This window comes from Polynucleobacter sp. Nonnen-W13 (assembly GCF_018881735.1).
Classification (GTDB): domain Bacteria; phylum Pseudomonadota; class Gammaproteobacteria; order Burkholderiales; family Burkholderiaceae; genus Polynucleobacter.
Genome location: NZ_JACVPU010000002.1, coordinates 392088 through 414392 on the forward strand (window position 1 = coordinate 392088; position 22305 = coordinate 414392).

A 22305-nucleotide genomic window follows, 5' to 3' on the forward strand; every position below is an offset into this window, starting at 1 on the left:
ATAACCCCCTTATAATCAGGGGATGGAAGCCGAACAACTCAACATTATTTCAAATACCCTGTCCGATCTGCTCACCCGTGAGCAAGCACTTCGGGGGTATCTTTGACTTCGAAGTAAAGTCACGACGCCTTACTGAAGTTAACTCTATTCTTGAAGATCCCACTATCTGGGATGATCAAAAAAAAGCGCAGGCCCTCGGTAAAGAGAAGAAATTGCTCGATGGTGTTGTTGCCACTCTCACCGATTTAAATAGCAACATCACTGGCGCCCTCGAATTATTCGATATGGCTAAAGAAGAAAGTGATTTTGAAACTATTGCTGCTATCGAACAAGACGTCGAAAGCTATAGCAAAATTATTCATGATCTCGAGTTCCGCCGTATGTTCCATAACGAAATGGATTCTTGTAATTGCTTTATCGATGTTCAAGCAGGCGCTGGTGGAACAGAGGCCTGCGACTGGGCCAGCATACTTTTACGCCAATATCTTAAATATTGCGAGCGCAAAGGCTACAAGACAGAAATCCTAGAAGAATCCGATGGCGATGTTGCCGGCATCAAGAGTGCCACTATCAAGGTGGATGGTGAATATGCTTACGGACACCTACGCTCAGAAACTGGTGTGCACCGTTTGGTACGCAAGTCACCTTTTGATTCCTCTAATGGTCGCCATACTTCTTTTGCCAGTATCTACGTATACCCAGAGATTGATGACTCGATTGAGATTGACGTTAATCCAGCAGATATTCGTACCGACACCTATCGTGCCTCTGGTGCGGGTGGACAGCACATTAATAAAACCGACTCCGCTGTTCGCTTAACCCACCTGCCCACCGGAATCGTGGTGCAGTGTCAGAACGATCGAAGTCAGCACCGTAATAGGGCTGAAGCAATGACGATGCTCAAATCTCGCTTGTATGAGCACGAGATGCAAAAACGTCGTGCTGAGCAAGATAAGCTTGAGGCTAGTAAAACCGATGTGGGCTGGGGTCATCAGATCCGCTCCTACGTACTGGATCAAAGTCGGATTAAAGACTTACGTACTAACGTAGAGATTTCAAATACACAAAAGGTATTAGATGGTGACCTTGATGCCTTTATTGAAGCCAGCCTGAAGCAAGGCGTTTGATGCAGTACCCCCATTCCAGTTATTAATATTCCATATGAACGATCAAGTGAATTCAACTCCCAACCAAGCTGCAGCTACTGAAGCTGTAGATGAAAACCATATCATTGCCGAGCGTCGTGAGAAATTAGCCAAGTTACGTGAAGGCGGTATCGCATTTCCGAACGACTTCGTACCAACCCACTTAGCCGCAGATCTTCACACTCACTACGACAGTCTTACCAAAGAAGAATTAGCCGCCAAGAAGGTGCATGTCAAAGTGGCTGGCCGCATGGTACTCAAGCGGGTGATGGGTAAGGCAAGCTTTGCCACCATTCAAGATCGTAGTGGCCAAATTCAGTTCTACATTAATGATGAAATCAGTGGTGCCGATATTCATGGTGCATTTAAGCACTGGGATATGGGTGACTTTATCTCTGCTGAAGGCAATTTGTTCAAAACTAACAAAGGTGAACTCTCAGTCGAATGTAGCAAGCTGCGTCTATTAAGCAAGTCTTTACGTCCACTGCCAGATAAGTTTCATGGTCTATCAGACCTAGAGACCAAGTATCGCCAACGTTACGTTGATTTGATCGTCAATCCAGAAAGTCGCAATACTTTCAGAGCGCGTAGCAATACGATTGCTTCTTTGCGTCGCCATATGCTCGATGCAGACTTCATGGAAGTAGAGACGCCTATGCTCCACCCAATCCCTGGTGGCGCTACGGCTAAGCCTTTCATTACGCATCACAATGCTTTGGACATGCAAATGTTCTTGCGCATTGCCCCAGAGTTATATTTGAAGCGTTTAGTAGTGGGCGGCTTTGAGCGTGTGTTTGAGATTAACCGCAACTTCCGAAACGAGGGTGTGAGCCCACGCCACAATCCAGAATTTACCATGATGGAATTCTATGCGGCTTATACTGATTACCGTTGGCTGATGGATTTTACAGAGAGCTTAATTCGTGCTGCCGCAATGGATGCGCAGGGTACTGCTGTTTTGACCCACCAAGGTCGTGAACTGGATCTCAGCAAGCCATTTCAGCGCCTAACGATTACTGAAGCCATCCTGAAATATTGTGGCCAATCAAACAAGAGTTATGAAGCGGCTCAATTAGAAGATGCTGCATTCATTCGCTCTGAATTGAAAAAAGGTGGCGAGAACCCAGACTCCCCTACCCTTAAGAATGCTGGCATTGGCGCTCTTCAATTAGCTCTCTTTGAGTTAGTTGCCGAGTCACACCTATGGGAGCCAACTTACATCATCGATTACCCAATCGAAGTAAGTCCTCTTGCCCGTGAATCCGATACCCGCCCTGGGATTACCGAGCGCTTTGAATTATTCATTACTGGTCGCGAAATCGCCAACGGCTTTTCAGAGTTAAATGATGCTGAAGATCAAGCCAATCGCTTCCGTAAGCAAGTAGAACAAAAAGAAGCGGGTGATGAAGAGGCAATGTACTTTGACCATGACTTCATTCGTGCACTGGAATATGGCATGCCTCCGACTGGTGGTTGCGGTATCGGCATTGACCGTTTAGTCATGCTGCTAACTGACGTACCTAATATTCGTGATGTGATTTTGTTCCCGCATCTACGTCGCGAGGAAGAGTAAGCGGCTCGAATACCTTGATCCAGAAATCAAAAGCCGCAGAATTCAAGCTCTGCGGCTTTTTTCTCGACTGCACCAGGAATGGTTAAACAGCTGGATATAACTTCGCGCCCTTACTATCAATGACAGTCACATTCACTGGAATACCTAAGCTAACACTAGAAGATACAGTACAGAAGTCCTGAAACTGAGCCAATACACGCTCAAGATTATCAAGGGTATTGCCCGGTACGCCAATCCGAATCTCTACATTGATAGCCAATATGCGTAAACGGTTTTCTGCATTCCTACCTATTTCACAACTAGCCTTTGTTTCAATCGGTTCGGGATTTTGCTTAAACTTTCTGAGCGCAAAGAGCAGTGAATCAGACAAGCAGTTAGCCACACCTGCCAACAAGAACTGTGATGGGGTAGCACCTTGTGATTTTCCAAGGGGTGGCGGTTCATCCCCATAAATAGGATCACGTTCTTCGTTGTAATAAATAGCAAATTGATAATCAGCTTGCTGAACTAGTCTTACGGAGGGTTCGCCACTCATAAAAACTCCAATAACTTAAAACACCATATTAATAGATAGCAGGAATTAACTTTTTGACTCTACGCTGATAGTCTCGGTAATCTGGAAAACGCTCTATCAGCCAGACCTCTTCCCGCCTTGCCTTGATATCAAATAAGAAAAATAAGCTAATGGCATAGATCAATATATAAATGCCAGGGAAGATGAGTAGCCAAGCTAGTTCCGCTAAGAGCACCCCAAAGTAGATCGGGTGTCGTACAAATTGATATAAGCCATCCTGAATCAGGACGGCATTGTCTTTTGGGCAAGGCAAAGGGGTGAGATTTTTGCCGAGATTAATGACGGCAATCACCATAATTAAAGTGGCTAGCAAGGCAATCGCAATGCCACAGGACTTGAGAATGAAAGTGATAGGTTCTGAGCTAACAAGAAGAGGACCTTGAGGGCCAAACAAGATGAGGCCAATCAGAATTCCCTGCACCACCACATACCATGCCCCTCTCTCAAAGATCGATTGATGTGGCAATGAACTCATAGCGTGGCCTTATTAAGATAAGGCCACAGTCTAACTGGATTCAGTACAGCAAAGCCTTATTAAAGTGCTCATCAACGCTACCCTCATCCTGGGTCAAGACATGTTGTGCAATGAGGAAAACGCCTGAAATGAAACTAAGGCAAACCAGCACTCCAAAAGCATGGTATTGATTTAGGCCGTTCTGATTAAGGACATCAAGATAGAGGGCACTTTCTAGAGCCAGGTGGGTAGATAAGCTCAGTAGAGCCAAACCTAATAATATCTGGATGATGGTGAGAAATAGGGGCTTTTGAATAGTGGGATTTGCGGACATATGATTCTCTCAATTGGGCATAGATTGATCATAGGGGGCTAGCCAGCATAAGTAAAAGAATCCCTTTTTATATGCTAAATACTTTTTTATCTATAGAACCATTCCCAGAATGAGGATAATTAGGATTTACACCTTCATAATTAGTATTTATGGCTGCCTACAATACCGAAACCGTCCTTACCGTTCATCACTGGAACGACACTCTTTTTAGCTTCACTACTACGAGAAACAAAGGTTTACGCTTCCGTAGTGGCCATTTTTTGATGATTGGCTTGGAAGTTGAAGGTAAGCCATTGGTTCGCGCCTACAGTGTGGCAAGCCCTAATTATGAAGAGCATTTGGAGTTTTTAAGTATCAAGGTTCAAGATGGCCCCCTCACCTCCCGTCTTCAGAAGATTCAGGTGGGCGACCCCGTTTTGGTTAGCGAGAAATCCGTGGGCACCTTAGTCATAGATGACTTAAATCCAGGAAAACACCTCTACTTATTTAGCACCGGGACAGGATTGGCACCTTTCATGAGCATTATTCGCGATCCGGATACGTATGAGAAGTTTGAGAAAGTAGTCTTGATTCATGGCGTTCGTTTGGTAAGCGAACTCGCTTATGGTGATTACATTAAAGATGAACTCACTCAAGACGAATATATTGGTGAAATCATTCGTGAGAAATTAATCTACTACCCAACAGTGACGCGCGAAGCTTTCAAGCACACCGGTCGCTTAACTACTGCGATTGAATCAGGGCAACTCTTTAAAGATATTGGCTTACCCCCGCTAGATCCAGCAGTCGATCGCGCCATGATCTGCGGTAGTCCATCCATGCTCAAAGAAACTGCTGAGATGCTAGATTCCAAGGGCTTCAAGGTATCCCCTAGCCTTGGTCAATTAGGCGACTACGTATTTGAGCGTGCATTCGTAGAAAAGTAAGTAAGCTATATATCCAAAAGTAATGTAGTTATCGCTATATGTTTCTTGTGGATATATAGACTCCTTGGTAAATTAGTCTTCAGAAGATATTTACCAAGGAACTGAGATGTCACCTGTCCGAGAGCACTACAACCCGATTATTATGCAGTTATTGCGTGAGCACGATAGCTTGCCGCATGAGAATGTAGCTGAACGAAAAAACTTTCAACGCAGAATTCTGTTCTTGATGACCGCTATCAAGATGGAAGAGCTTGAGGACTCTTACGCTTAAGAACACTCGGCACAGATGCTTATCTGACGACTGGAATAAACCCATCTCGATTCGGCATCTTGACCAACGGTAATGACTTTGCATTCATTACCTCATCTTTTGAAACAATCTTATTCATATACAAGATGTAGGCAGTTAGGGCATACACCTGATCATCTGTCAGCGATTGCGGTGCCTGATGTGGCATGGCTCTCTTCACATAGTCAAATATCGTTGTAGCGTAAGGCCAAAAACTACCCACCGTTTTAACAGGCTTGTCTGTATTTAAGTTGCCGCCACCAACCAATCGGTTAGCGATTCCGCCTTGCCCTTTGTCTCCATGGCAGGATGCACATTTTTGCTGGTACAGGGCTTCACCACTTGCAGCTGTGCCAGACCCAGGGGGCAAACCCGCTCCACTGGGACCAACATCAATATTCCATGCTTTGACTTGATTTTCGGTAACCGGCTTACCAAGACCAACTGGTCCGGTAGCGTGATATCCGCTCGAGCAAGCCACTAAAACTCCAGACAATGCAAAAGCCAGAGGCAGCTTCAGAAAAGATTTAGCGACCATTTGTAATCTCCCCATTGGCAGCAACACGCCATGGCTGAATTGCATTGTTGTGATAAAAGCTATTAGGACTTTTTGCCTTTAATAAAGCCTCCATACTTGGCTGAGTGTCGCCACTTGAGTCGATCGCTCGACTCATGAATACAGTCGGTTCACCATTCCAAACCCAGGGATAGCGGAAGCGTACCAAAGATTTATCCATGACCGGCTCTTGCAAGATAGCATCAGCCCAAGACTTTCCACCATCCGTTGATACTTCGACCCTTTTAATCTTTCCGTTACCAGACCAGGCAACGCCTGAAACTTCATAGAATCCCTTGGACTTGAGTTTCATCATGCCGGATGGTTGCGTTATTACAGACTTCACATCCATAGCAAAAGTAAATTGAAGAGCCTTGCCGTCAGCTTGCAAGTCGGTATAGGCTGATGTTTCTTCACGAGTTTGCCAGGGTTCAGAGCCTAATTTAAGGCGTCTTAGCCACTTAATACTCATATTCCCCTCAAAGCCCGGCAACAATAGACGCAAAGGATAGCCCTGCTCAGCCCGCAACATCTCACCATTCTGGGCATAAACCAATAGCGCATCATCCATCATTTTGCTCATCGGAATACTACGAGTCATTGCAGCGCCATCAGCACCTTCGGCTAAGGCCCATGTGGCGCCTGGCTGGACTCCGCATTCTTGAAAGATAGTCGAGAGACGAACCCCGGTCCACTCACAACAAGAAAGTAGTCCGTGAATTTCCTGAGCAGTTTTACCCGTTGCCTTCTTTAATTCAGCCGCACTATTACCGGAGCACTCCAAAAAATAAATACGAGATTCTGACGGAAAACGAACAATGTCTTCCATAGTCAACATCAGGGGCCTATCAACCATGCCATGAATGACTAAGCGATGCTGATCAGGATTGATATCAGGCACACCAGCATGATGCCTCTCAAAGAAGAGCCCATTTGGCGTGATGATGCCATGTAAATTTTGCAATGGTGTTCTAGAGCCCGTTAAGAAAGTGGGAGCAGGAGACGGTAAGACTCGAACTACATTCTTTTCGTATTTTGAGGGGAGGCCGTAAGGTGGATTGATGAAGGTAGAGCCCTGCACCTTAGTCCAGGGGTCTACTTCTAAAAACTCACTTGCCGAGGCTTGAGCCAAGGTGGTGCCAGAGACTAATGCAGCGCTAAGACCTGCACTAACACCAGCAGAATTTTTTAGAAATTTTCGACGACTAACAATATAGCCTTTATCCGACATAGGTCATTCACCTTTTCAAAATACATGCATTACTGATGAGCACTTTTTAAAAGAATACCGCCAAAATAATGATTAGCAATTCAATTAAGAAAGATTCAAAATAAAAATGAGGCCGATTGAGGCAATAAATAGGGTTTCCACTAGCAACATGACTACTGGTTGCCAACCCAACTTTGCCAACTCCTGAAAGTTTGTTTTCAGTCCAGCTGCACCAATAGCAATCACCAACATCCAGCGGGATATTCCGCCAATAGATTGGGTAAGGGAGCTTGGCAAAATCTGCATAGAGGCAACGACTGATAGCGCTACAAAACCCAATAAGAATGTCGGTATCAGACGTAGGCTACCCCACCCTAAGCGCTGAGATGATTTTTCAGCACCAAAGAAAATAGAGATAAACAACACAACAGGTAACAAAAGGGCGACACGGAAAAGCTTAACGACAGTTGCTACATCACCTGCCTCAGGACCAAACAACATACCTGCAGCAACCACCTGAGCCACATCATGAATGGTGGCTCCTAGAAAGATGCCTGCAGGTAAAGCGGTGATATCGAGCAACTGCAATGCGAAAGGGTATACCACCATGGCAATAGTGGAGAGGACAGTTACCCCAACCACTACAAGCAGAGTAAATCGCTCATTCTCTTTTGTTTTGGGCAGAACTGAAGCTACTGCTAGGGCCGCTGAAGCTCCACAAATACCAACGGATCCACCCGCAATCAACCCAAAGTCTGTAGACAGCTTTAAGAATTTAGCCAGAAAGAATCCCAAGACTACCGTGGCAGCAACTGCAAACATCACCATTAATCCGGTATTCAAACCGATTGCACCAATATCGGCAAATGTAATCCGAATACCTAGAAACGCAACGCCCAAACGCAGGATCGTTTTGGCACAAAAATCAATCCCTGGCTTTACTGCCTCATTGAGGTATAGAAAATGAAGTGATAAACCAATCAGTAGCGCATATAACAACTGTGGGCCACCATAGTTCTCAGAAAGAAAACTGGTCGACATGGCAATAACCAAGCAAACCAAAAGTCCTGGAATATTCTTCCGAGTGGTGATCAACATAAAGCTAAGCGACTAACTCACTGAAATACTCATGTTGAGTAGTATTTAAAGTCGAGACACGCCACTCTAGAGGCTCATCCTGAATGCCCAGCGCCACCCTTCTGATCACCAGCACGGGAGAGTCTGGATTTAATCCAAGCCATTCAGCATGTTGCTTACCCGCTAAGCCAGCACGCAAACGCTCACTACTTCGCACAACGGTTTGACCGTATTCCATTTGATACATTTGGTAGATGCTACCTTTTCGATCAATAAAGTCCGCACGGGTTAATTCCTTGAACCGCTTTTTATCTAGGGTGATCTGATCAATCATGACGCACTGCCCTTCCAATGACAGGCGATTGGTAATTCTCCAAACGGGTGCGCCCTCTTTTATCGCCAGCTTACTCGCCTCTTCCTTATTGGCAGTAGCGCTATTTAAGGAGACTAGCTCAACTTTCGGATAAACCTTTTTCTCAGCATCGTGTTTAACAATGTGGAAAAAATAATATAAAAGTCTTTTGAGATCATGCTCAACAACATAGGTGCCCCTGCCTTGGCGTCGGACAACGATGCCCTCGGCAACCAACTCATCCACCGCTTTGCGCAGGGTACCTATAGATACATCTAATTCTTTTGATAAATCCTTTTCAGCAGGTAATGCCTGCCCCATAGGATATCGACCCCTGACCAAATCCTCGGTGATCTTTAGCTTGACTTCCTCGTAAGCGGTCAGGTTTCTCATACTGCAGTCTTATGCTGATTCGTATAAACGAGTCAATACAAACTCACGGTGACCGAGAATTTCAGAAGCTGTCAACTCACCATCGGCTGTACGCTTCAAGCAATCCAACAACTTATCTCCCGCCTGATCCATATTCTCTTCGCGACGCAATAAGCCAGACACATCAACGTCGATATGCTCACCCATAGTACGAACAGTCTTTGGATTAGCGCAAATCTTAATGACTGGAAGAATTGCATTACCGATCACATTACCCTGACCTGTTGGAAAGAAGTGGGCGGTAAAACCAGCTGCTGCGCACAAGGTGACCATTTCAGCGGCGGCTGATGATGAGTCCATAAAATGCAAACCAGGAATCTTTGGCTCTTCACCCTTATCCAGCACGCTATCCACAATACATTTTTTACCAATTTTTTGGATATTGCCCAAGGCCTTTTCTTCGATGGTTGTTAAACCACCTGCAATATTGCCTTTGGTTGGCTGAGAGTCAGACAGATCGCTCGTCTTATGACGCTCAATCACATCCTGGTAGCGATCAAACATCTCGCGGAACTTTTTCTTAACCTCAGGAGTACGGCAACGCGCTTCAACCAAATGCTCGCCACCAGTTAACTCAGTAGTTTCACCAAACACCATGGTTGAACCAATTGCATACAACTTATCAAAAGCATCGCCTACGGTTGGGTTTGCACCACATCCAGAAGTTGTATCGGATTCACCGCATTTGGTGGAAACCCATAGCTCAGATAATGGAGCAGAAACACGTTTTTGCTTAGATGCATGCTTCATCATGTTGTAAGCAGCTTTACTTGCGGAAGCAATGGTTGCTGTGTCTCCATTGCCTTCAATCCAGAATCCCTCAACTGGCTTGCCTGATGCCTTAATGCCATCAACGATAATTTTGGTCCACTGCGGCTCAATACCGATTACCACTACAGCAGCTACGTTCGGATTGGAACCTGTACCAATTAAGGTGCGAAAGTGTAAATCCAAGTCAGCTCCGAACTGTAAACGACCATAGGAGTGAGGGATCGCCATCGTTCCTTTGATATTGTTTGCTACTGCTTCACAGGCTGCATTGGATAAGTCATCCAAAGGCAAAATCAATACGTGATTACGAATACCCATGCGGCCGTTTTCACGGCGATAACCTAAGAAGGTCGCGTCTTTCAAATTAGTCATTTTTTATATCTTTCTCAATGAATAGGTAGGTCAGGTGCCGGATTACCAGCGCTTAGTTTTTACGTTTTGGACGTGAAGGTGCTCGCCTTTTTTGATTGGGGCTACTACCTTGCCAATATCAACGCCGTATTTCATTACCGTGTCACCTGGTTTGAAATCGTTCAATGAAATTTTATGACCAATAGGAATATCACTTTCAGACTTAATATTCAAAGTAAGGTCGCCATCCATGACCCAACCAATTAAGTCAGTTCCGGCCTTTACACCCTCAACTACTACTACACCTACGCCATCTGCTGGCTCATGCACGACAAAGTGGATCATTACTATCTCCTCAATAATCTCGTTTATAAAAAACTACTCAGTCCATGACTGGCGGATGCCAGTCTGAATTTCTTCCACAACCACATCTGAAACTGTGACACCACCCTTAAATCCTGCAGCACGCTGCTGAAAACGACGTTGCCCAGGAAGACGAATTCCTGCGTCGGCACTTAGAACATTGATGAAATCTTGAATGCGACTGGCAAAAACAGATTTACCTGCCAAGCCAGTATCCATAGTCAATATCAGCTGACCAATGCGCGGACGATTGCCTTGAGGATCAAAAAAGGAATCTGCCTCATAAGAAAAGCGGCTCCCTGAAAGTCCGACAACTAGTAATTCAACAATGAGAGCAAGCAAAGCCCCTTTATCACCACCCAAAGGAAGCATCAAACCCTTTAAGCCTTCTTGTGGATCAGTAGTTGGCTTGCCATCCGCAGTCAATGCCCACCCTTCTGGAATCGCTTGACCATTTTTTGCAGCAACCAGGAGTTTTCCGCGAGCTACAGCAGAAAGTGACATATCTATAACTAAAGGGTCGCTGCTAGCGGTGGGGAAAGCTGCGGCTAGAGGGTTGGTTCCAAAGATTGCTTTTGTACCGCCAACCATCGGCATTGCAGCTGGAGTGTTTCCAAATAGAAGAGAGGCATAACCTGCTCGGGCTGCAGCCTCAACATAATGCCCGGCAACGCCAAAATGATGGCTATTAGTTACAGCTACTAAACCAAGACCATTTTTGGAGGCTAGATTGACTGATAGGTCAGTTGCAAAACGAAGTGCAGGGGAAGCTAGGCCATCACTTGCATCGACCAAAGCAGCTGCCGTTTTAAATGGGCGGACCCTTAACTTGGGGTCTAGCTCGATTCGGCCATTTTTCGCATGCGCAGCATATTGTGAAACTCTCGCCAAACCATGCGAAGCCAAACCATCTAACTCCGCCAGCGCCAGAAACTGTGCAGTCTCATAAGCTGCTTTTGAATTGATCCCAGCAGCTTTGAGCCCTGAGTTTGCTAGCGCAAGAATCTCTGGATAGCTCAGATTCATGAATGCTCTCCACGAATAGGGTCGCTCAAAAGCAGGGTTTTCAGGGCTTGACTAGATCTAGCTTTAGGGAACAAAATAACTGACATATCTGAATCATATAGATGATTTAGATATCTTGCAATACCCAATTCGTGGTGCAGCGCAAGAAGTAGCTCGAAGCGCTGCAGGATGGATGGAGGAGGCGGAAGTAATGAATAAGCATATAACTATTAAATAGTAGACGAGTATATTTTTTTCATAGCTAACTAGCTAAGATATAAAGATTAAATTACCACTGGAGATCACCGATGTTTGAGAATAAAAAATATAATTTAAGTAGACGTTTAGTATTACTTGCAGGCGCACTTACCCTTGCATTACCTCAATTAGCAACAGCACAGTCCTGGCCAACAAAGCCAATTAAGTTAATTATTCCTTTTGCAGCTGGCGGAACCACTGATATTCTTGGCCGACTCTTAGCCCAACAGTTGACGAAAGATCTAGGACAAAACGTCATTGTTGAAAATAAAGGTGGCGCTGGTGGAAATATCGCTGCTGAATTTGTAGCTCAAGCTCCTGCAGATGGTTACACCATCATGCTGGCCTCAGGAAGTATGTTGACCGTGAATCCGAGTTTGTATAAAAAATTGCCGGTTAACTACAGCAAAGATTTTGTGAACATTACCAACGTTGCTAGCGGTCCAATGCTGCTATCTGTCAGCAGCAAAATCCCCGTTAAGAATTTAAATGAATTTATTACCTATGCAAAAACCAAGGATCTGAATTTTGGATCTGCTGGCATCGGCAGTCAGGTTCATATGGCCGCTGAAAACTTAACCTATTCCGCCAACATTCCGGCGACCCATGTACCTTACAAGGGTGAATCTGCTGCTATCAATGACTTAGTGTCAGGGCAAATAGACTTTATGGTTGGGAACCTCACAGCTGCAACGGGTTTTGCAAAAGCAGGTCAAATTAAGCCGATTGCCGTAACTAGCGCTAAACGCGTCAAGCAACTTCCCGATGTTCCAACAGTTGCCGAAAGTGGCATCCCTGGATTTGAAAGCACCGGTTGGTTTGGTTTGATTGCACCGGCCAATACTCCTAAGGTCATTACAGACAAAATCTATGACGCCACCGTTAAGGCAGTGAAGTCAGATGCCATGCAAAAGAGCTTGGAACTTAATGGCTTAAGCCCAGTGGTGAATTCTCAGAAAGACTTTGATGCCCAGATAAAAGCTGAATCAGCTAACTGGGAAAAAGTGATTAAAGGTCGCAATATTAGCGCCCAGTAGTAATTCAAAATGGCTGCAATTTATTGCAGCCATTTTTTTATCTGCAATTTCTTCGCCTTACTCCTTTGAGGACATGCTATGAAATCTACATTATCTTTCGCAATACGCCAAATCTTAACTGCAGCCGCATCTGTTTCTTGCATCATTTCAGCTCCTGCATTTGCTCAAAACTATCCTATTAAGCCCATTACCATCGTCGTGCCATATGTTGCTGGTGGAGATGCAGACCAGTCCGCAAGAAATTTAGCAGCCGTGGCGCAAAACTCTTTAAAGCAATCTATTGTTGTAATGAATAAAGGCGGAGCAAGTGGAGCCATTGGCTCGCAATTTGTTAAAGATGCAGCGCCTGATGGTTACACACTTCTGTTGGCACGGGTTGGTTCGCAAGCAGTGCTGCCAGCGATGAAATCTGATTTGAGTTACAAGTGGAATGACTTTACATTTATTGGCTTGCTGGAGTTAAATCCGGTTGTTTGTGTAGTGCACCCTGACTCACCCTACAAAACATTTGAAGAACTCACCAAGACAATTGTTAGTCAACCTGGAAAGCTCAATTACAGCTCCTCAGGGCCCGGCACTATCCTCAATTTTGCCCCACAGCTCATGTTGCAAACACTTAAATTAAAGCCTGATGCCGCAGTTAATATTAGCTACAAAGGTGGATCAGAAGCCGTGCTTGCTGTTTTAAGTCGTGAAGTAGACTTTAGTTGCGGGAACCTAACATCAGCTCTCACTCAAATTAATGCAGGAAAACTACGAGCTCTTGTTGTAACGACTCCTGAGCGGGTTAAAGAAATCCCTAACGTGCCCACCGCAAAAGAAGCGGGCATGACCTCGCTTGAAACCATCGTCGGATGGAGTGCGCTGTATGGCCCACCAAAAATGCCTCCTGAAATTGTTACCAAATGGACTGAGGTATTAGCCCTCGCAGAGAAAGATGCAGGTTGGCAGGCTGGTAATGTCCGTTATGGTGGTATTCCTCGAATCCTTTCGCCAGCCGATACAGAAAGATTTGCAGCTTCACAATACGCCTCGTATTCGCGCCTAAGCAATCAATTGGGCATCAAATAATTTTTGGACATATGATGAAAAATAATCAAAGTGGCGCCAGTGTTTTAGTTAAATCGCTTCAAATTGCGGGCGTCAAAAAAATATTTACCCTTTCAGGCAACCACATCATGCCTGTTTATGACGCAATTTTTGATTCGGATATTGACCTAATTCATACTAGGCATGAAGCAGCTGCAGTTCATATGGCAGATGCCTGGGCTAGATTGACAGGGGATGTTGGCATTGCCTTGGTCACTGGTGGGCCTGGCCATGCTAATGCAATTTCAGCCTTATACACAGCAAGCATGTCTGAATCACCAGTTGTTCTGCTATCAGGCCACGCCCCTATCAATCAATTAGGGAAAGGGGCATTTCAAGAGATGGCGCAGGCTGATATTGCAGCACCCCTCACCAAGGCTTCATGGGCTTGCCAGAAGACGGAAGATATTGCCTCAGACATAGCCAAAGCAATTCAAATTGCCAGGTCTGGTAGGCCTGGTCCAGTGCATCTTAGCCTACCAACTGATGTGCTGGAGTCACAATCGATAGAGGGCATCGCATTACCAAAGCTCTCAGACTTTAAAGCAAAGAAAATGGAAGTACCAGCTGCTGATATTTCTCAAATCATCACTAAGTTACAGAAAGCAAAAAAACCATTGGTGCTTACTGGACCGATGATGCAGTCAAAGACAGGCAGAGCGACACTCCTGGCATTAGAAAATGCATTGGGAGTTCCAGTGATCGGCATGGAAAGTCCACGCGGCATTGGCGACCCTGGCCTCGGGGCATTCTCGGAAATATTAAGCCAAGCAGATTGCATCTTATTACTTGGCAAGAAATTAGACTTCACGCTCAAGTTTGGTCAAAGCCCAGGCATCAACAAGGATTGCATCTTCCTTCAAGTGGATCCCGAGAAAGAAGAAATCGATAGAGTAAAGCGAGCATTGGGTGAGCGCTTAATAGGCTCCACGATCTGCAGCGTACCTGAAACCATCGAAGCAATTCTAAATTTCCCAGCATTACAAGCTGCCGCGCTGTCGGAATGGAATGCAGTTGTGAAATCCGCAATTAACCATCGCCCAACAGCCTGGGCAAGCTTAAGCTCTGAATCTGGAAAAATTCATCCTGTACAAGCATTTACACCCCTGCAAGTCATCTTAGATAGCAATCCAGACTCCGTATTAATTTGTGATGGTGGAGAAATTGGTCAGTGGGCTCAGGCCTGTCTAAGGGCTCCAAATAGAGTTCTTAATGGAGTTGCAGGATCGATTGGTGCAGGACTTCCTTTTGCTGTAGCTGCAAGCGTGGCTAAACCAAATGTTCCCATTATTGCGGTTATTGGTGATGGCACCTTTGGATTTCATAGCGCTGAAATTGATACCGCCGTTCGCTATCGACTGCCCTTCACCCTCGTAATAGGCAATGATGCAAAGTGGAATGCGGAGTACCAGATACAAGTTCGAGAATATGGAGAAGATAGAACCATCGGTTGTGAGTTACTACCTTCTCGCTATGAAAAAGTCTGTGAAGCTTTCGGGGGTTTTGGTGAATTAGTAATGGATGCGGATGAGATTCTTCCCGCAGCGCAAAGAGCCATGGAAAGCAAACTACCCGCCTGCATTAATGTCATGATTAATGGGCTAGCGGCACCCAATATTAAGCAGATTTAACTTGCAGTCAATAGACCCGTTTATTCGTCAGTGCCAAGAAATCATTGGCACTGACTATGTCTATATCTCCGATGCTGATAAAGAGCCTTATCTAATTGACTGGGGTAAGCGCTTTGTTGGCTCAGCTAAAGCGGTTCTCAAACCCAAGAGTACGCAAGAGGTTGCAGCCCTAGTAAAACTATGCCAAACGCATGACATCTCGATCGTTCCCCAAGGTGGGAACACTGGGCTATGCGGAGGGGCAACTCCAGACAACAGCGGAAATTCTGTTGTCATCAGCACTGCAAGGCTGAATGCAATTCGAAATATAGATCTAGAGAACTCCGCCATTACAGTCGAGGCGGGCGTAATTCTATCCCATGCTCAAGAGGCGTCTGTTGCGGCTGGCAAATTATTTCCACTGAGCCTAGCCGCCGAAGGAAGTTGTACCATTGGTGGAAATCTTGCAACCAACGCAGGCGGCATTCAAGTATTGCACTATGGAAATATGCGAGACCTTACTTTAGGTCTAGAGGTGGTTACACCTAGCGGAGAAATCTTTAATGGTCTTCGTAGCTTACGAAAAGATAACACTGGCTACGCCCTTAAAGATTTGTACGTTGGCTCAGAAGGCACCTTGGGAATCATCACTGCAGCAACTTTAAAACTGTATCCCCTGCCCCGCTCTAAGGCGACAGCTCTAGTTGGCCTAACGAGTATTGAATCTGCCATAGAATTTATTGAACTTTCCAGAGTGGCATGCAATGCAAACCTCACTGCATTTGAATTGATATCGACTCGAGCATTGAGTCTCATTCCCAAGACCACAAAAAACTTTGACTCGCTTCTAAATACCGCATCAGGCTGGGCAGTATTACTCGAATTCTCCAGTATGGAGGATGGTGTCAAATCCCAATCTCATATGGAGACACTGCTATCAGAAGCCTTTGAGTCAGACCTCATCACTGATGCAATCATTGCAAACTCGATACAGCAAAGCAAAGACTTGTGGTCTATTAGAGAGAGCATTCCCGAGGCGCAACTAAGGCTTGGGACTATTATTAAGCACGATATTTCCCTGCCAATTTCCGCGCTTCCTAGCTTTATAGCAAGTACAGGAATGCAGCTTGAGAAGCATTACCCCAACGCACACACCATCATTTTTGGTCACTTAGGGGATGGTAATTTACATTACAATCTCGCACCCAACTCCCCCGAACTGTCAGGATGGATTGAGGAAAATCGCACATCAATCAATCAACTAATACACGACGAAGTCTATCGATATTCTGGATCATTTTCCGCTGAACATGGTATCGGGCAATCAAAAAAAGATGAATTACCGCTCAGGAAAAGTGTCGTGGAAATTGAACTCATGCGAACTATCAAAAAAGCACTCGATCCAAAAAATATAATGAATCCAGGGAAAATTCTTTAGATAATCTGCTTAATTAATAACATCGAACCAGCAAACACTAATATTGACCCATAGGCGATACGCATAGAGGCATTGCTCAGCTTGGTGTGAACATGGGAGCCCGCCCAAATTCCCAAGAAAGTCACCGGCAATAAGCAAACCGCAAGACCAATTACATCCCAGCTCAAGATGAGTCCCGTAACTAGCATCAAGGTAAGCCGTAAAAAAGTCAGCATAAAAATAGCAAATGCCATAGTTGCACGAAGTACCTTGGGGTTGTTAATTCTTAAGCCAAGATAAGAGACGTATACCGGTCCGCCAGTAGCAAAAAGCGCAGTGAATACACCGCCAAAGAATCCAAATGGCATAGCCCACCATTTATTAATCGGATCGCGAGACTCGATATTCCTCTGAACCAAAACACGAATACCGTTAATAGCTGCAAATGTCCCAAGAATTAACAGTAAGGGTTCGCTTGGCGCCTTTATCAATAAAAAGATACCCAATACCATTCCTATTAAGCTAAAAGGAAAGAGCCATTTCAATTCTTGAATATTCGCATCACCGGATGACTTCCTGCCGACATAAAGTGAGGCGCAGATATCAATGATGACCATCATTGGAACCACAACCTTGAGAGGATACATCTGAACCAATAATGGCACAGATACTATTGATGAGCCAAATCCAGAAATTCCAAAGATGAAAAATCCGCAAAGAACTATTAAAGCTGCTAGCACAAATGAGGCTGGCTCAATCAATTCAAAAATATTAAGCCTCTACCAAAATAGTCTCACCAGGTTTAATCATCGTGAATTGAACTGGCCTATTTTTAATTTCTAAACCATCTTTACCTAGATGAGCAGCGGTAAAGTACGACTCCTCCAAAGAGCCGGGCTGAGGAAAATCATCACGATAATGAGCGCCTCTCGAGTTTTCTCGAGCAAGGGCAGCCTCTGTTACTGACTTACTCACTAAGATCAGGTTACTTAAATTCATCCAATCTTGCCAAGTAATGCTGTATTCCCTTTGGATATTGCCAACTCCCATTTGATGCAGTTGCCTATCTAGCTCATCGAGCTTCACGCGAGCACGTAACAAACTTTCCCTGGTTCTGGAGATACCCACGTCATCCCACATACATTCAGCTAGAGCATCACGAATCGATTCAATATCGCCCGCCGGTCTCTCTAATGGAGCCTCATGCGCCTTGATACTGGCGCGCACTTCTTCCATATTGCACTCTTGCAAATTCTGAGATACGACCCACTTCGCCATTTCTTCGCCGGCAATACCGCCAAATACAGTAGAGTTGGCCACACCATTTCCACCTAAACGATTAGCTCCGTGGACCCCTCCAGTATCTTCACCTGCTGCAAATAAACCTGGTAACTCGGTGCTGCAGTCCGCCTTAAAAATTAATCCGCCCATCATGTAATGCGCAGTTGGGACCACCTCTACTAGATCTCCCGCCAAATCAAAGCCACTGTCGGCACATCGCTCGACCATACCTTTGAATTGCTTGCGCACATTATCAGGACCAAGGTGGCTCATCTGAATGTAGACGCCGCCATTCGGGGTAGCTCTACCTGCCCTAATTTCAGAATTAATCGATCGCGAAACGATATCTCGAGTAGCGCGTTCATTACGAGGATCGTAGTTGCCCATAAAGCGCTCTTGATTGCCATTGAGCAAATATCCGCCTGCACCACGCAATCCTTCCTCAAGTACGGTTCCCGTCATCCTAGTGCCCGGCCCTGCTAATAATCCGGTAGGATGAAATTGCACCATCTCCATGTCGCGTAAAGTAAGGCCCGCACGAAGTGCCATAGCTAGGCCGTCACAACTCTTATCACCCGAAGGTGTGTGGTACTTGTACATTGTTGGTCCGCCACCTGTAGCCAACAGCACTGCTTTAGCTCGTACCAGTGTGAACTGACCAGTCGTCATATTAAGCATTAATACGCCAGCAAGTGACTTTCCATCAGCACTATGAATTAACTCGACTGCCCTATGCTCCTCAAGACGATGAATTCCTCTTGACCATACCTGCTCAGCCAGTCGACTGATAATTTCAATACCAGTCAAATCTCCCTTATGAACTGTTCGGTCAAATGTTTGTCCAGCAAACGCTTTTTGATGAACTGTGCCATCCGGATTGCGGTCAAAGAAACAGCCGAGCTCATTCTCAAGCTCACGAATACGTTCAACCGCCTTATTTACCAATGTCCAAGCCAACTCTTGATCCGACAACCATTTACCACCTTCGATTGTGTCCATAAAATGACGTTCAACAGAGTCGCCCTCTGCTAGTGCCACGTTATAACCACCTTGCACCATGCGAGTACAACCACATTTACCCAGCAGTCCCTTTACGGCAATGGTGATATGAAGATTTGGATTGGTTTGGTGTGCGTGCAGAGCCGCAAAAAGTCCTGCACCGCCAGAACCGAGAATGAGAATATCTGTTTCAAGCGTGGCGATATTCATAAGGAAATTCCTAAGCTCTTTAATACAGCCTCTTTATTGCGTGCAACATCACTTTTCACTTCTTGATAAATGCTGCCGCCATGACTATCCATTGCCACTAGTAAAGGGCCAAAGTCTTTGATCTTGAAACGCCAAAGAGACTCTGGATTGAGATCATCCATATCCACATCTTCAATTTGCTCAATCCACGTTGTCTCTAACGCCGCTGTACCCCCAATAATTGCAAGATATACGCCGCCAATTTCCTGAAAGGCTGCTGCAGAGTCTTCGCGCATACCGCCCTTACCTACAATCATTCGCACACCATTCTCGGTCATCAATGGACGAGTAAAACGCTCCATACGATCTGAGGTGGTTGTACCAATACAGATTGCTTGATACCCGGCTGGAAATTCTTCACTTACCGCTACCTTGCGCACATTCGGGGCCGTATGAATTACTGCATGACCATTAAGATCAAAGCGAGTCTTTCGACCCTTATCAAACATATGGATTTGCGTAGCATCCCGAATACCAAATAAGGTGTTTTGCAGAGTCACCGTGTCATTAATACGCAGCTTACGAATATCCGATTCACTAACGGGAGTTGGAAGGTTATAGTGGGCCATCTTGATTCCTAGAATCCGTAAGTCACACCATTAGGCGTGAAGGTTGCTCGCGCTCTACGCGCTGAGTGACACTGCATATTGACGGCTACTGGATTTAAGGTGATATGGGTATGGGCAAGTTCTACATGAACTGCAAAAGCCGTACCGTCGCCACCCAAGCCTTGGGGGCCAATACCCAATTTATTCACGGCAGCAGTTAATTCTTGCTCTAACTTAGCACCCTCTTCGTCGCTACAGATGCTACCTAATGCTCTTGTAGCGGCACGCTTGGCCATCGCAACACATTGCTCAGAGGTACCACCGATGCCAACACCAACAATCGTTGGCGGACAAGTTTTGCCTCCCGCAGACACAACGCTCTCGATCACAAAGGCTTTAACGCCATTAATTCCATCAGCAGGAATGGCCATCTTCAAAAAAGAATTGTTTTCTGAACCACTCCCTTTGGGAACCATCTCGATTTCAAGCATCTCATCATCATCACAAAAATCGATGCTGATTGCCGGCATATCAATGCCGCAGGATGTGTGATTATTCTTACGCGTAATCGGATGCACTACAGAGGAGCGCAATGGGTACTCAGTAGTTGCACGTTCGCAACCTTTACGAATCGCTGCCTTGAGTTCCATACCATCTAGTTGCACATTACGGCCAATCTTGACCTTATAAATTGGCAAACCAGTATCTTGGCAGAGTAGATTGTCCTCGCGCTCCGCAACGGTAATGTTCGTGATCATCGTTTTGAGAACCACCTGAGCACGTGCATCTGATTCACCCTGATTTAAGCGCTCAATGCCGGCTTTAACATCATCTGGAAGCACCTTTAAGGCGCGAATATAGAGCTCCTTGCAAGCCTCTTCAACTGCTTTCATTTGTAACTGCATAAATTACCCAATCAATTTGCCAAATACAAAAATAGAAGGCCGCAAGTAATACCGAACAAAATGGCTGCTTGGGTCCAAGCCTTACGCAAACCACGCCATGGACCAAACTCAATCATGATGAGCCGAATTCCGCCTACCAAATGGATCGCCAGCAAAATAACTAGCGCCCACTCACCGAATTTAAAAACCCAAAAGTCCGTTAGGCCTAGATAGCGCTCAAACCCACTAGCACCGCGCAAAGACTGCGAAAGCATCAAGAAATGCAAGGGGATGAAGCAAGCGAGTAGAAGCCCTGAGAAGCGATGGCATGCATAAGCAAAGTAAGAGAGGTGAGACTTTGCGCGTAAATCGAGCTTTGGTCTTGAGCTCATAGCGCACCTCCGGTGTAGACACCAACTACCGCGGTGGTTCCCAGAACAAGTATGAGGACTGCCAAGAGTGAAGATAGGGCTTTAGAAATAAATCCCTTAGAAAACGTTTCTTCAAGAATATTGGCCAAGCCAATAGGGGCATGTACAAAGCAGGCTAAAACAAAAATCTCATAAAAAATAGCAAAAGCAATATTGCCCTGAGTGCGCCCCAGAATCTCCTCAGCAGTTAAGCCGCCACGTATTGCATAGAAAATAATGACCAGGTGGATGCTGACGCAGATACCCAAAACCATGGCACTGATTCTTTGGGCATACCAAAGCTTTGCCTGCATTACAGCTTGACTCATAACTTGCCCCACTTGCTTCCTCGCACAGCAGCTCTTGCTACTAACTTTTTTAAACCAGCAATACTGGCTGTAGGTTCAAGCTTCTTAGGGCAACGCTCTGTGCAGGATCCCTGCGTATGGCATGCGTGGCAACCTTCATCGCCAGCAACGGCACGTAGGCGATCCAATTGCTGCACATCACGCACATCATTCGTTAAGGTCCAAGCACGATTCAAGGCGGCTGGGCCGAGATAGTTAGGGCGGCTCTGAACAACCTCGCAAGAGGAATAACAAACACCACAACCAATACACTCAATACCAGCATTGGCTAATTGACGTTCAGGTGACTGCGGCTCAACTCTTGCAAAATCATCGTGACGGGTTTTATCCCCTTTAAAAAAACCAACCGCACCCTTCCATTTATCAAAGAACTCTCGCATATCAGTAGCAAGGTCTTTAATGACTGGCAGATTATTCAGGGGGGCAATCTCTAGGGAATCCCCTTCAACAATCTGGGAAACGTGAGTACGACAGGTCCAGCGAGCAACGCCATTCACTGTCATGGCGCAAGAACCACACATACCTACTCGACAAGCGAATCGGTAGCTGAGGGTTGGATCTAGCTTGCGCTGAATAAAGGTAACGACATCCAGTACCGTTTGATTTGGATTGCGAGGCACCAAATACTCAACAAACTCACCCTCTTGAGCACCGCGCCAGACTTTTACTTTGAGATCTGAATTAGACATGGGGTCAATTATATCGATAGATAGTAAAAAATAAATCGAATATAATTTTCTTTC

General features: G+C 45.5%; 25 protein-coding genes. 8 read left to right on the forward strand and 17 right to left on the reverse strand.

Annotated elements, in window-relative coordinates:
- Positions 1-22 precede the first annotated feature (22 nt).
- Positions 23-1127 (forward strand): peptide chain release factor 2 gene (gene prfB, locus ICN27_RS07270; RefSeq protein ID WP_215354197.1). Its coding sequence is split into 2 segments (ribosomal slippage): positions 23-103 and positions 105-1127, totalling 1104 coding nucleotides; the frame shifts between segments, so codons are not numbered across the junction.
- Between the two features lie 34 nt (positions 1128-1161).
- Entirely contained in the window at positions 1162-2718 is a 1557-nt protein-coding gene (gene lysS, locus ICN27_RS07275; protein WP_216269513.1) for a lysine--tRNA ligase, read from the forward strand.
- 82 nt (positions 2719-2800) lie between these two features.
- On the opposite strand, the gene ICN27_RS07280 is transcribed toward lysS, so the two are convergent.
- The 3 genes from ICN27_RS07280 to ICN27_RS07290 are packed head-to-tail and all read right to left on the reverse strand — an operon-like array spanning position 2801 to position 4080.
- Positions 2801-3253 (reverse strand): OsmC family protein, encoded by a 453-nt coding sequence (locus tag ICN27_RS07280; RefSeq protein ID WP_216269514.1) that lies wholly within the window; start codon positions 3251-3253, stop codon positions 2801-2803.
- Between the two features lie 28 nt (positions 3254-3281).
- Complete coding sequence (locus ICN27_RS07285; protein ID WP_216269515.1) at positions 3282-3767, reverse strand: isoprenylcysteine carboxylmethyltransferase family protein; 486 nt, start codon at positions 3765-3767, stop codon at positions 3282-3284.
- Positions 3768-3807: 40 nt separating this feature from the next.
- Entirely contained in the window at positions 3808-4080 is a 273-nt protein-coding gene (locus tag ICN27_RS07290; protein ID WP_216269516.1) for a hypothetical protein, read from the reverse strand.
- A gap of 149 nt (positions 4081-4229) precedes the next feature.
- Here ICN27_RS07290 and ICN27_RS07295 point away from each other — a divergent pair, with 149 nt between their 5' ends.
- Complete coding sequence (locus ICN27_RS07295) at positions 4230-5006, forward strand: ferredoxin--NADP reductase (RefSeq protein ID WP_046330487.1); 777 nt, start codon at positions 4230-4232, stop codon at positions 5004-5006.
- 106 nt (positions 5007-5112) lie between these two features.
- Positions 5113-5277, forward strand: coding sequence for a hypothetical protein (locus tag ICN27_RS07300; RefSeq protein ID WP_216269737.1), 165 nt, complete (start codon positions 5113-5115; stop codon positions 5275-5277).
- 19 nt (positions 5278-5296) lie between these two features.
- On the opposite strand, the gene ICN27_RS07305 is transcribed toward ICN27_RS07300, so the two are convergent.
- The 7 genes from ICN27_RS07305 to ICN27_RS07335 form a co-directional block, all read right to left on the reverse strand.
- A complete protein-coding gene (locus ICN27_RS07305) occupies positions 5297-5833 on the reverse strand; it encodes a c-type cytochrome (RefSeq protein WP_216269517.1) in 537 nt (178 codons plus the stop codon).
- Positions 5823-7082, reverse strand: a complete 1260-nt coding sequence (soxC, locus tag ICN27_RS07310; protein ID WP_216269518.1) for a sulfite dehydrogenase — start codon at positions 7080-7082, stop codon at positions 5823-5825. The genes ICN27_RS07305 and soxC overlap by 11 nt, the downstream gene beginning before the upstream one ends.
- An 84-nt stretch (positions 7083-7166) precedes the next feature.
- The gene (locus ICN27_RS07315) at positions 7167-8159 is read right to left on the reverse strand and encodes a YeiH family protein (RefSeq protein ID WP_216269519.1); all 993 of its coding nucleotides are present in this window, start codon (positions 8157-8159) and stop codon (positions 7167-7169) included.
- A 4-nt stretch (positions 8160-8163) separates the two neighbouring features.
- Complete coding sequence (locus tag ICN27_RS07320; RefSeq protein WP_216269520.1) at positions 8164-8883, reverse strand: GntR family transcriptional regulator; 720 nt, start codon at positions 8881-8883, stop codon at positions 8164-8166.
- A 9-nt stretch (positions 8884-8892) separates the two neighbouring features.
- Positions 8893-10065 (reverse strand): UxaA family hydrolase, encoded by a 1173-nt coding sequence (locus ICN27_RS07325; protein ID WP_215307912.1) that lies wholly within the window; start codon positions 10063-10065, stop codon positions 8893-8895.
- 42 nt (positions 10066-10107) lie between these two features.
- Positions 10108-10389 (reverse strand): SAF domain-containing protein, encoded by a 282-nt coding sequence (locus tag ICN27_RS07330; protein WP_015421504.1) that lies wholly within the window; start codon positions 10387-10389, stop codon positions 10108-10110.
- A gap of 33 nt (positions 10390-10422) precedes the next feature.
- Positions 10423-11433 (reverse strand): Ldh family oxidoreductase, encoded by a 1011-nt coding sequence (locus ICN27_RS07335; RefSeq protein WP_216269521.1) that lies wholly within the window; start codon positions 11431-11433, stop codon positions 10423-10425.
- A gap of 287 nt (positions 11434-11720) precedes the next feature.
- Between ICN27_RS07335 and ICN27_RS07340 the strand changes: the two genes are divergently transcribed.
- The 4 genes from ICN27_RS07340 (at position 11721) to ICN27_RS07355 (ending at position 16844) form a co-directional block, all read left to right on the forward strand.
- The gene (locus tag ICN27_RS07340; protein WP_216269522.1) at positions 11721-12707 is read left to right on the forward strand and encodes a tripartite tricarboxylate transporter substrate binding protein; all 987 of its coding nucleotides are present in this window, start codon (positions 11721-11723) and stop codon (positions 12705-12707) included.
- Between the two features lie 78 nt (positions 12708-12785).
- Positions 12786-13778 (forward strand): tripartite tricarboxylate transporter substrate binding protein, encoded by a 993-nt coding sequence (locus ICN27_RS07345; protein WP_216269523.1) that lies wholly within the window; start codon positions 12786-12788, stop codon positions 13776-13778.
- A gap of 11 nt (positions 13779-13789) precedes the next feature.
- On the forward strand, positions 13790-15427 hold the full coding sequence (locus ICN27_RS07350; protein ID WP_255535067.1) for a thiamine pyrophosphate-binding protein: 1638 nt from the start codon (positions 13790-13792) through the stop codon (positions 15425-15427).
- A gap of 1 nt (position 15428) precedes the next feature.
- Positions 15429-16844: an FAD-binding oxidoreductase gene (locus ICN27_RS07355; RefSeq protein WP_216861257.1), complete on the forward strand. Its 1416-nt coding sequence runs from the start codon at positions 15429-15431 to the stop codon at positions 16842-16844.
- On the opposite strand, the gene ICN27_RS07360 is transcribed toward ICN27_RS07355, so the two are convergent.
- From ICN27_RS07360 to ICN27_RS07390, 7 genes are read right to left on the reverse strand one after another with little or no spacing between them, the layout of a single operon-like run.
- Positions 16841-17563, reverse strand: a complete 723-nt coding sequence (locus ICN27_RS07360; RefSeq protein ID WP_370624499.1) for a sulfite exporter TauE/SafE family protein — start codon at positions 17561-17563, stop codon at positions 16841-16843. The two genes, ICN27_RS07355 and ICN27_RS07360, sit on opposite strands and share 4 nt — an antisense overlap.
- A gap of 31 nt (positions 17564-17594) precedes the next feature.
- Complete coding sequence (locus ICN27_RS07365) at positions 17595-19313, reverse strand: L-aspartate oxidase (RefSeq protein ID WP_215307920.1); 1719 nt, start codon at positions 19311-19313, stop codon at positions 17595-17597.
- Complete coding sequence (locus tag ICN27_RS07370) at positions 19310-19921, reverse strand: fumarate hydratase C-terminal domain-containing protein (RefSeq protein ID WP_215307922.1); 612 nt, start codon at positions 19919-19921, stop codon at positions 19310-19312. Before ICN27_RS07370 ends, ICN27_RS07365 begins: the two co-directional genes overlap by 4 nt.
- Positions 19922-19929: 8 nt before the next feature.
- Positions 19930-20805, reverse strand: coding sequence for a fumarate hydratase (locus ICN27_RS07375; protein WP_216269525.1), 876 nt, complete (start codon positions 20803-20805; stop codon positions 19930-19932).
- 11 nt (positions 20806-20816) lie between these two features.
- Complete coding sequence (sdhC, locus tag ICN27_RS07380; protein ID WP_216269526.1) at positions 20817-21176, reverse strand: succinate dehydrogenase, cytochrome b556 subunit; 360 nt, start codon at positions 21174-21176, stop codon at positions 20817-20819.
- The gene (locus ICN27_RS07385; protein WP_216269527.1) at positions 21173-21523 is read right to left on the reverse strand and encodes a succinate dehydrogenase; all 351 of its coding nucleotides are present in this window, start codon (positions 21521-21523) and stop codon (positions 21173-21175) included. The genes sdhC and ICN27_RS07385 overlap by 4 nt, the downstream gene beginning before the upstream one ends.
- Positions 21520-22251, reverse strand: coding sequence for a succinate dehydrogenase/fumarate reductase iron-sulfur subunit (locus ICN27_RS07390; protein ID WP_215304660.1), 732 nt, complete (start codon positions 22249-22251; stop codon positions 21520-21522). The genes ICN27_RS07385 and ICN27_RS07390 overlap by 4 nt, the downstream gene beginning before the upstream one ends.
- Positions 22252-22305: the final 54 nt, after the last annotated feature.

Coding starts and splice junctions, on each gene's coding strand:
- ICN27_RS07285 (WP_216269515.1), bottom strand. CDS start 3,767: ATGAGTTCATTGCCACATCAATCGATCTTTGAGAGAGGGGCATGGTAT.
- ICN27_RS07295 (WP_046330487.1), top strand. CDS start 4,230: ATGGCTGCCTACAATACCGAAACCGTCCTTACCGTTCATCACTGGAAC.
- ICN27_RS07320 (WP_216269520.1), bottom strand. CDS start 8,883: ATGAGAAACCTGACCGCTTACGAGGAAGTCAAGCTAAAGATCACCGAG.
- ICN27_RS07280 (WP_216269514.1), bottom strand. CDS start 3,253: ATGAGTGGCGAACCCTCCGTAAGACTAGTTCAGCAAGCTGATTATCAA.
- ICN27_RS07330 (WP_015421504.1), bottom strand. CDS start 10,389: ATGATCCACTTTGTCGTGCATGAGCCAGCAGATGGCGTAGGTGTAGTA.
- lysS (WP_216269513.1), top strand. CDS start 1,162: ATGAACGATCAAGTGAATTCAACTCCCAACCAAGCTGCAGCTACTGAA.
- ICN27_RS07365 (WP_215307920.1), bottom strand. CDS start 19,313: ATGAATATCGCCACGCTTGAAACAGATATTCTCATTCTCGGTTCTGGC.
- ICN27_RS07345 (WP_216269523.1), top strand. CDS start 12,786: ATGAAATCTACATTATCTTTCGCAATACGCCAAATCTTAACTGCAGCC.
- ICN27_RS07335 (WP_216269521.1), bottom strand. CDS start 11,433: ATGAATCTGAGCTATCCAGAGATTCTTGCGCTAGCAAACTCAGGGCTC.
- ICN27_RS07390 (WP_215304660.1), bottom strand. CDS start 22,251: ATGTCTAATTCAGATCTCAAAGTAAAAGTCTGGCGCGGTGCTCAAGAG.
- soxC (WP_216269518.1), bottom strand. CDS start 7,082: ATGTCGGATAAAGGCTATATTGTTAGTCGTCGAAAATTTCTAAAAAAT.
- ICN27_RS07375 (WP_216269525.1), bottom strand. CDS start 20,805: ATGCAGTTACAAATGAAAGCAGTTGAAGAGGCTTGCAAGGAGCTCTAT.
- ICN27_RS07350 (WP_255535067.1), top strand. CDS start 13,790: ATGATGAAAAATAATCAAAGTGGCGCCAGTGTTTTAGTTAAATCGCTT.
- sdhC (WP_216269526.1), bottom strand. CDS start 21,176: ATGAGCTCAAGACCAAAGCTCGATTTACGCGCAAAGTCTCACCTCTCT.
- ICN27_RS07300 (WP_216269737.1), top strand. CDS start 5,113: ATGTCACCTGTCCGAGAGCACTACAACCCGATTATTATGCAGTTATTG.
- ICN27_RS07290 (WP_216269516.1), bottom strand. CDS start 4,080: ATGTCCGCAAATCCCACTATTCAAAAGCCCCTATTTCTCACCATCATC.
- ICN27_RS07305 (WP_216269517.1), bottom strand. CDS start 5,833: ATGGTCGCTAAATCTTTTCTGAAGCTGCCTCTGGCTTTTGCATTGTCT.
- ICN27_RS07340 (WP_216269522.1), top strand. CDS start 11,721: ATGTTTGAGAATAAAAAATATAATTTAAGTAGACGTTTAGTATTACTT.
- ICN27_RS07315 (WP_216269519.1), bottom strand. CDS start 8,159: ATGTTGATCACCACTCGGAAGAATATTCCAGGACTTTTGGTTTGCTTG.
- ICN27_RS07385 (WP_216269527.1), bottom strand. CDS start 21,523: ATGAGTCAAGCTGTAATGCAGGCAAAGCTTTGGTATGCCCAAAGAATC.
- ICN27_RS07325 (WP_215307912.1), bottom strand. CDS start 10,065: ATGACTAATTTGAAAGACGCGACCTTCTTAGGTTATCGCCGTGAAAAC.
- ICN27_RS07370 (WP_215307922.1), bottom strand. CDS start 19,921: ATGGCCCACTATAACCTTCCAACTCCCGTTAGTGAATCGGATATTCGT.